The sequence below is a fragment of the Paenibacillus sp. P46E genome (genome assembly GCF_001909095.1).
Classification (GTDB): Bacteria; Bacillota; Bacilli; order Paenibacillales; family Paenibacillaceae; genus Paenibacillus_AQ; species Paenibacillus_AQ helianthi.
On sequence record NZ_LVYZ01000091.1, the window covers coordinates 1 to 8,097 of the forward strand.

The following is an 8,097-nucleotide window of genomic DNA, read 5'->3' on the forward strand; positions in this document are numbered from 1 at the left end:
CTATATTATTTGTTTTTCTCTATCAGTTGTTATTACATTTTTTGCGATCTATTCATCATCTCAAACGGACATAGGGTTAGCGGTATCAGTACTGATAGCACTAACATTAATTTTAGGAAATTTAATGTATTACATAAAAGGAGAACGATTAAAAAATGTGTTAGAAATGAAATTCAGACTATTAAAATATATGTTATTTTCTTTTGGAGTTATGATCATGAGTTTAATAATTACTGAACTCTTAAGTAGATAGGAATTATTTTACGGATAATCAGTGAAGTCCAATTACCATGTACATAAGTGATTAATATGAATATGCCTATTGTGGCAATTATTACCGACCTATCCCCATCATATAACATCGCATTCAGCGCTACAGGCCTGGACAAGCCCGACCTTGGTCTGAAGAGGCATTTCGGGGATGGAGATTCACAGGACACATTCAACCGGCAAGGTGGTGAATCCACCTTGATCTACGGTCCCTTAGCAACCTAAACGTTGTGAACAAGAGAACGTTAAATGAAATAAATGGAAAAGAAATCATTTGAACAATAAACTACAAAGGGTGATTAAAATGGATAGAAAATTTATTTTTTTTAAGGATTCTCAGTACTTAGATGAATTTAATAAATTCTCTGACAAATTAATTTATACACAACAAAATTTTGAAAAATTCTCAAGACTTGTGATTTGGCCAAATAATAGGGCTATTGAGGTCTTGAAACACTTATTAAAAAGCACAAAAGAAAGGTTTGGAATTTTATATGTTTTAAGAGCTTCAAGATGTAATAACGATGAAGCAAGATACAAAATGGAGAACTTAGATTTGAACCAAGTAACAGATTTTTTAAATGAGTTTTGTACTTTTATAGAATATGATAGCCGCCATAGAATTGTTATTCGATCATTAGATGAGAAACGTACTTATTTTGTATATGACGAAGAAAATCTATTAGTCGCATATGGAGATGTCGAACAATATAAGAACATATTGCACCTATTAGGATTTGAAGAGTACTTTGAAAAGATAGTATATCCTGACCCTCATATGCACTCTTATCATAAGGAACTAGACAAATATGAAGACAAAGTGTTAAGTTATTTCCCTTGGATCAAGAGTGAATTAATGGAAGTAGATCGATGAAGCCATTTACTTCGCATAACACATCGGTATGAAGTATGAAAACGGAGACCTTGTTTACGAAGCATATGGTGTTGGTGGAACGAGCATAATAATTGACTCCAAGCATTGGAGCCCTTGAGGTTAACAACCCTGAGGGCTCCTTTTTAAATTCCATTATTTTGAATGGATGATATACTGGAGGAGAAAGTGGTTGTATCCAATAACAGTCCGGTCACCACAGAAATGAGCTGATCGTTTCGTGTATAAAACCTTTTAAAAGGGTAGCCATAAGGTTCAGGGACATCCGTTATGAAGTAGGTATACGAGCTCGTAAAAACAATCGTGGATATGAGGTTATATGAAAATGATGGCAAAAGATAAAAACCTCCATAGTAAGGTGTTAGTGAAGGATATATGGTCATACATTTTCAGTTTTATCCTGTTGCTCTTACCAACCATATTGTTGTTAGTGTCATTAGTCTACCTTTTTCCATATACAGGATTGGGAAGAATTGTATCGATTCCAAGTACAATAATTATCAATTCATTAGTTATTGTACTCTGTTTATTTATTTCTAATAAAGTCCTTTGGATTAAAATCTCAAAGACTTTAATAACGATTTTAATAACGATATGGATAACAATTGCTGGTTACCCGCAAGAGTTTAATCCCCCCGTATTAGCACAGATTAAGAACGCAATTAATGCAGTTCAAGCAATTGATAGCATTACAAAAAAAGATCTAAATGTTAATGGAAACGTTAGTAATTCAAGATATGTAGTAGCCTTATACAAATATAGAGATGAAATACTCGATGATGGAACATATCAGCTTTATCAGCAAGATAATGTATATTTCTATAATAGTATAAATAATCTGAATGAAATTGGTTCAAAATTGATCGGATATCATAAGGTCATGTGGTGGTATTTGGACTGCATTCGAGATGGTTCCTCATCAAGCATTAAGGTTGAAAAGAGGAAAAGTAATAAGTAAAGAATTGTTGGTCAACAACAAGGATTTTTTTACATAACTGATTAAGATTAATCAAAACAAATATTATATATTGTTAAATTCACCTGCCCTTTAGTAGCCTTCGCCACAAATGTTAATTATTCTGGAATTGAATTCAATGACTTATTGGACTTATTTGATACAAACTTGTTGATTCCATACACAATTCGTGGACTCAAAAAAGGATGAGTGACATGAACAAAGCAATTATTGAGAATATAAGTGAAATGATATTTATCAGTAGAAAACACCTATTTGATTCATCAGATGTAGTCATATATCATCCAGGTCATTTTCCTGAACTGAATATTAAGATATTGGAACTCTATAAAAATGAGGGTTTTAAAAGACTATTAATCCCTGATATATACAACCAATTTTTAGAAGCTAACGAGTTTGAATTTCATAAGCGCCAGTTAATTCAATTAGGCTTACCAGAGAGTATTGTTTTCCCGATTACAGGTGCTTGTAATGCCCATGATGTCGTAAAAACTGCGATAACCATGATTAAGCCTGAAGAAAGAAATATATTACTTGCGGGTAAGGCTTTTTTCTGTAGAAGATTTATTTTGCTTGCGGGTTTATTTGGAGACGATCATATGAATTTTGATATATTGCCACTCCATGATGATCGAGGAATTAATAAAGATAATTGGAATCAGATGGAAAAGGGAAGAACAAGAGTAATCAACGAAATGAATGTAATCAATGATTTATTGAACCAGGCTAAAGAAAGGGGATTATAAATGGATATTGATGTAAGTAAACTTGCGTATACCTTTTCTTCAAAACCGCTCTTAATCGGGGGAAGAGCAATGGAATACTATGGCCTTAGAAAATCGGGAGCAGATATAGATTTTGTTATTTCTAGTGAAGATCACAATAGATTAGCTGAGATATATCCTAACAATATAAAAGACTTATATGGGGATATTGGGATATGTGAGTTTGAATTTGAAATATGGAATCGTATAGCTACATTTAACTATGATTATCTAAAAGAGGGTGCAATAGAAGAAGATGAATATCTCGTTGTCTCTCTGGAAAGGCTTTTATTCCTCAAGGCGCTTGCAATGAAGGTTCCTAAATACTTGAAAGATTTAGAGCTTGTTGTTGAAATGATATTGAAAAATGCGTACAACATGGAAATATGAAAGATGAAATTCAAAGAGCAAATTGAGTAACTCAACTACCGATGAAATAAGGTGCGATATGGGGTTTTGTGTAGTGTTCAGATTACTTGAAGTGAAAGATACCCAGGCAACATATCATTATGGGGATTGCTCAGAAAATTATGAAGGTGTCTTCGAATTAGATATAGTTAAACTGCTTTCTGGAGAGATAAAAGGGGATACCCCAATGAGTGAAGTGGTTAAGATCCTAAAACCATGTATTAGTGAAAGTTCCAATCAACATAAAGCAAATAGAGCATTCGGTAAGATATATAAACATTTTCAGGAAACCAATGAATATATAAAGGATGGTGGATTTTATTCGTAAACCTCAAATAAAACTAATTGGAGCAAAAGAATGAATCCACCTAAGCATATCCTTTCTGATGCGGCTATTGTTGTCAATGATAAGAATGAATTATTACTGATTAAAGGTCCAAGAAGGGGCTGGGAGATGCCGGGTGGCCAAGTAGAAGAAGGGGAGTCCCTAATTCAAGCTGCAATAAGAGAAACCAAAGAAGAATCGGGAATCGATATAGAAATTATCAAATTCTGCGGGATTTTTCAAAACATAGAGAATTCAATCTGTAATACCTTATTTTTAGCGAAACCCATAGGTGGAGAATTAACGCGATCATCAGAAAGTCTGGATTCGGGTTTTTTTCCGATTGAAGAGGCACTAAACAAAGTAGTATGGAAAAATTTCAGACAAAGAATAGAGTACTGTTTAAGTACTGAACTGCAACCCTTTTGTGTTGAGTTTACTGATAAAGAGAATATTTGAGGATCCTGAAGGGAGAAGAAAATGTCTCAATTTCCTATACTAGAAACAGAAAGATTAATACTCAGACAACTTAAACAAGATGATGCCAGGGAAGTTTTTCGATATTTCTCTTTGGATGAAGTTACGAAGTTTTATGATTTGGAGAGTTTTACTACTATTACTCAAGCAGAAGAATTAATTGGGCGCTGGAATCAAAAATTCGAAGAAAATCACGGCTTTCGCTGGGGAATTACTTTGAAGTCAGATCACAGAGTCATTGGAACCTGTGGTTTTCATGGTTGGATGAAAAAACATTATAAAGCTGAAATTGGATATGAACTTACTCCAGAATATTGGCGTAAAGGTATTATGTCCGAGGCGGCTCAAAAGATAATTGAATTCGGATTTAATGAACTTGGATTGAACCGAATCGAAGCATTTGTGGAGCCGGAGAATGTGAGTTCAAGGAAGGTGCTTGAGAACATAGGATTAGGTGAAGAAGGGGTATTAAAGGAACATTACTTTTGGAAAAACCGGTTTGTTGATGTTGCGGTATATGCCTTGCTTAAGAAAGACTATAAAGTGTATTAATTAGTGGACTTAATCAAGAAAGTGGGAAGGAGGAGTTCCGGGGAATCTATACCCTGAAATTGAAGGATATATGTGGTCAGATGAGGTTTTATCTGAACTTGCTAAGCTTTTAAGGAGCTATCATGACGCAACTATTGGATTTACACCCGCTACGAATTCTACAAATGAGTATCCTGAGAGAACTTTGCATGAGGTCGTGTGCCATAATGATGCTGCCCTCTATAACGTTGTGTTTAAAGACAGACTTCCTGTGGGGATTATTGATTTTGACATGGCAGGTCCAGGTCCACGGAAGTGGGACATTGTGTACACTTTATATACATCTGTTCCACTTGCAGAGTTTGCGCCAAGTCCAAATGACTACCTGGTTGAGAAATATAATAGAGAGAATCATGCATCAGCGAGGAAAAGACGTGTGGAAATATTCTTTAATTCTTATGGACTAGATATTCCATCGAATCTTAAGGAATGGGTAATTTCCCGTATTCAATTCATGTGTACTACATTATCTGAACGTGCCGCAGCTGGAGAACCAGCGTTTGTGAAATTAGTGGAAGAAGGTCATCTTGCTCATTATGAGAAAGAAATGGAGTTTCTTGAAGAACATTTTGATGATTGGATATAATGAACGATGTGCCGAGCCAAAGGAGAAAATCATGGGAGTAAATATCCGACTAATAAATTCAAACGAAGAAATCCCCTTTGATCTATTACTTCTTGCTGATCCGTCGAAGGAAATCGTTAAGGAATACTTGGGAAGAGGACAATGCTTAGTAGCTCTAATAAACGAAGAAATAATTGGAGTTATGGTTTTGATTAGGACCCGGCCTGAAACCATAGAAATTGTAAATATCGCGGTACAGGAAGACTATCAGGGAATGGGGATAGGGAAGCAATTGATTGTATATTCGATAGAAAAAGCAAGAGAGGAAAAAGCCAAAACCATTGAAATCGGAACCGGAAACTCAAGTGTGAATCAGCTTATGCTGTATCAAAGATGCGGTTTTCGAATAACAGGAGTAGATCGGAATTTCTTTGTAAGGCATTATGAAGAAGAGATTTATGAAAACGGAATACAATGTAGGGATATGATTCGATTAAGTCTTGATCTGTAATGCGAAATCAACCTAAACAAAAAAAAAAGCCCTAAGATCATTAGAATCTCAGGGTTTGTATGACTATTTTTTTCAAGAACTTATTCAACATCATAACAGAATGGGGATTATAAGTCTATATTTTTTTCTGGGATTCATGTACCATCATCTTATAAACGGACGAATGGAGATGACCCGAAATGCTTAAAGAAATATGTGTTAGTAGTGCAATGACATATGAATATCCCCCTGACGGAGGAACATTACCAATTATTGATCCGTATGATGGTTGTACAATCGGGTGCCCCTATTGTTTCCAGCTAGAAGATGAAAATTGGAATAAGAACTTAAATGTTAAACTCAATATTGCGGATATTTTAGGTAAGGAATTCATTCACTGGAATCAAGAAGATATCGTATATTTGGGAAGTAAGTGTGATCCTTATATGGAAATTGAACGGAAATATCAGTTAACCAGGAAATGCCTAATCGAACTAAGTAAGTTAGACGTGAAGTGTATGGTAACAACTAAAGCCGGGTCAAAATTAATTTACAGAGATCTCGATGTGGTTAAACCTATGGGGGACAAATTCACTCTGCTGTTAGGATTATCTAACCTGGAACAGTTGAAGAAGGTTGATGATTATTCACTGATGAGCAATATACAGACCGCCAATGAGTTGCATCGAAAGGGGATTAATATTTGGGCATTTATTACTCCGATTTTACCCGGAATAACAGATGTGGATTTAATGATTCATGCTCTGGATAAGGACATACCCGTATTTTTAGATAAAGTTAGAATAGGAAAAAACACAGGACCTACTTTAGATAAGTTTATTGGTAATCACTACCCTCAATTAGCTGGCACTTATAAAGAAATCATAAATAATAATACAGATGTTTACTATGATCAGATAAGAGAAAAGTGGTATGGAGATCAACGGGTAAAGTTTGTTTTTGAGTAAAGCACCTTCTGAATACGTTAGATAGTTGATCAAGGAGCCAGTTAACTTCAGCTAACATCATATCTACATCAAGTAACGATCATGAAGTTAACTGGCTTGCAGATGAATTGGAGGGAATATTATTGAAGCGACTCGCTATTATAACAGTAGGTAAAACGCACAGTGGCAAAACAACATTTGCTAAAGAACTAGAACAACAATTGAATAACTCAATCGTGATTGATCAAGATACCCATGCTGAATTCATCAATACCTACTATAAATCACTACGTCCAAAGCAGGGACCAAACACAATAAAATATGCAATAACGAATACGATTGTAGATTATGCTGTAGAGATGACGGAGCTTCACCTCATCCTTAGTAATTCAAACCGAAATACAATAGGTCGTTCCAAACTTCTAACTTATTTTCATGATAAAGGGTTTGAAACCGTACTGGTTCATTTCGATTTCCCTGATTTCATTCTGGAGGAACGCATCCATAAGAGTACCCGTAGTAAAGCTATATTTCGAACTGCCTCAAATTTTATAGAAGTGCTAAACAAACAAAATGCAGAATCAAAACAAGATAATATCTCTGACCCCTTAGAGGAAGAAGCAGATTATTTTTTTGTTATTAAAGATTCAACAGAAGTTCATTCAGTCATTGGAAAATTAGTAGCCTTATATACAAACGGAGGGTGAAACCATGAGCAGAAGAGAGACTCTGGCTAAAATAGCTGAAGAATTAGCTGCAAGACCGTTGATCGGAAATGAAGATAAATACGGTCCAGATTTGGAACCCATTCTTAGTTATTTTCCAAGAGATAATCCAAATATTGGTTTCGATTGGTGCGCTGCATTTGTGTATCATTGTTGTACGGAGGCAGGATTGAAGTTACCTGTACGATATCCAGAGCCGGTTTCACGTAATTTTGCATGGGTAGAAGCTTGGTTAGAATGGGGACAGCTATATGGTTTCTATCATCCTATAAGTGATCCATCGTTCATCCCAGATCAAGGGGATCTTATCGTATTTGATAATATTGTGGGGAATGGACCGAATGATCATATCGGAGTGGTAATAAGAATAGAACAGGATAAAATAATAACAGCAGAAGGGAATTATAATAATAGATCAGGCATATTTCAAAGGACCCGGGAACAAATAAACGGATATATAAGAATATTTTGAGGAAAAATACAATAATGAAGGTGTATCAATGAAGAAATTCATAGTGATAAGCGGCACCATGGGAGTTGGGAAAACCACAATCAGTAAAGAACTACTTGAGTCACTGAATAATGCAATTTGGTTAGATGGAGATTGGTGCTGGATGATGAACCCCTGGGTTATAAATGAAGAAAATATTAGAATGGTAGAGAATAA

At 35.1% G+C, this 8,097-nt stretch carries 14 protein-coding genes; all 14 read left to right on the forward strand.

Annotated features, from left to right (window positions below; all coding sequences use genetic code 11):
* Positions 1-253, forward strand: a 253-nt coding sequence (locus tag A3849_RS33415) for a hypothetical protein (RefSeq protein ID WP_218619279.1), incomplete at its 5' end; no start/stop codon positions are given.
* Between the two features lie 321 nt (positions 254-574).
* Positions 575-1,144, forward strand: coding sequence for a hypothetical protein (locus tag A3849_RS29855; protein WP_074114707.1), 570 nt, complete (start codon positions 575-577; stop codon positions 1,142-1,144).
* 343 nt (positions 1,145-1,487) lie between these two features.
* A complete protein-coding gene (locus A3849_RS29860) occupies positions 1,488-2,120 on the forward strand; it encodes a hypothetical protein (protein ID WP_074114708.1) in 633 nt (210 codons plus the stop codon).
* Positions 2,121-2,332: 212 nt separating this feature from the next.
* The gene (locus tag A3849_RS29865; RefSeq protein ID WP_074114709.1) at positions 2,333-2,884 is read left to right on the forward strand and encodes a hypothetical protein; all 552 of its coding nucleotides are present in this window, start codon (positions 2,333-2,335) and stop codon (positions 2,882-2,884) included.
* A complete protein-coding gene (locus A3849_RS29870; RefSeq protein WP_074114710.1) occupies positions 2,885-3,292 on the forward strand; it encodes a hypothetical protein in 408 nt (135 codons plus the stop codon).
* A gap of 73 nt (positions 3,293-3,365) precedes the next feature.
* A complete protein-coding gene (locus A3849_RS29875) occupies positions 3,366-3,638 on the forward strand; it encodes a hypothetical protein (RefSeq protein WP_256701097.1) in 273 nt (90 codons plus the stop codon).
* A 30-nt stretch (positions 3,639-3,668) separates the two neighbouring features.
* Positions 3,669-4,094, forward strand: a complete 426-nt coding sequence (locus tag A3849_RS29880; protein ID WP_074114712.1) for an NUDIX hydrolase — start codon at positions 3,669-3,671, stop codon at positions 4,092-4,094.
* 21 nt (positions 4,095-4,115) lie between these two features.
* On the forward strand, positions 4,116-4,664 hold the full coding sequence (locus A3849_RS29885) for a GNAT family N-acetyltransferase (RefSeq protein ID WP_074114713.1): 549 nt from the start codon (positions 4,116-4,118) through the stop codon (positions 4,662-4,664).
* A gap of 70 nt (positions 4,665-4,734) precedes the next feature.
* Complete coding sequence (locus A3849_RS29890) at positions 4,735-5,289, forward strand: phosphotransferase (protein ID WP_083613728.1); 555 nt, start codon at positions 4,735-4,737, stop codon at positions 5,287-5,289.
* 31 nt (positions 5,290-5,320) lie between these two features.
* Entirely contained in the window at positions 5,321-5,779 is a 459-nt protein-coding gene (locus A3849_RS29895) for a GNAT family N-acetyltransferase (protein WP_074114714.1), read from the forward strand.
* 179 nt (positions 5,780-5,958) lie between these two features.
* Entirely contained in the window at positions 5,959-6,726 is a 768-nt protein-coding gene (locus tag A3849_RS29900) for an SPL family radical SAM protein (RefSeq protein WP_074114715.1), read from the forward strand.
* Positions 6,727-6,848: 122 nt separating this feature from the next.
* Positions 6,849-7,412 carry an ATP-binding protein gene (locus tag A3849_RS29905; RefSeq protein ID WP_074114716.1) on the forward strand — a complete coding sequence of 188 codons (564 nt, stop codon included), beginning with the start codon at positions 6,849-6,851 and terminating at the stop codon, positions 7,410-7,412.
* A gap of 4 nt (positions 7,413-7,416) precedes the next feature.
* Positions 7,417-7,902 (forward strand): CHAP domain-containing protein, encoded by a 486-nt coding sequence (locus A3849_RS29910; protein WP_074114717.1) that lies wholly within the window; start codon positions 7,417-7,419, stop codon positions 7,900-7,902.
* 28 nt (positions 7,903-7,930) lie between these two features.
* Positions 7,931-8,097 (forward strand): AAA family ATPase (locus tag A3849_RS34070; protein WP_178382852.1); only part of this gene is annotated, 167 nt, incomplete at its 3' end.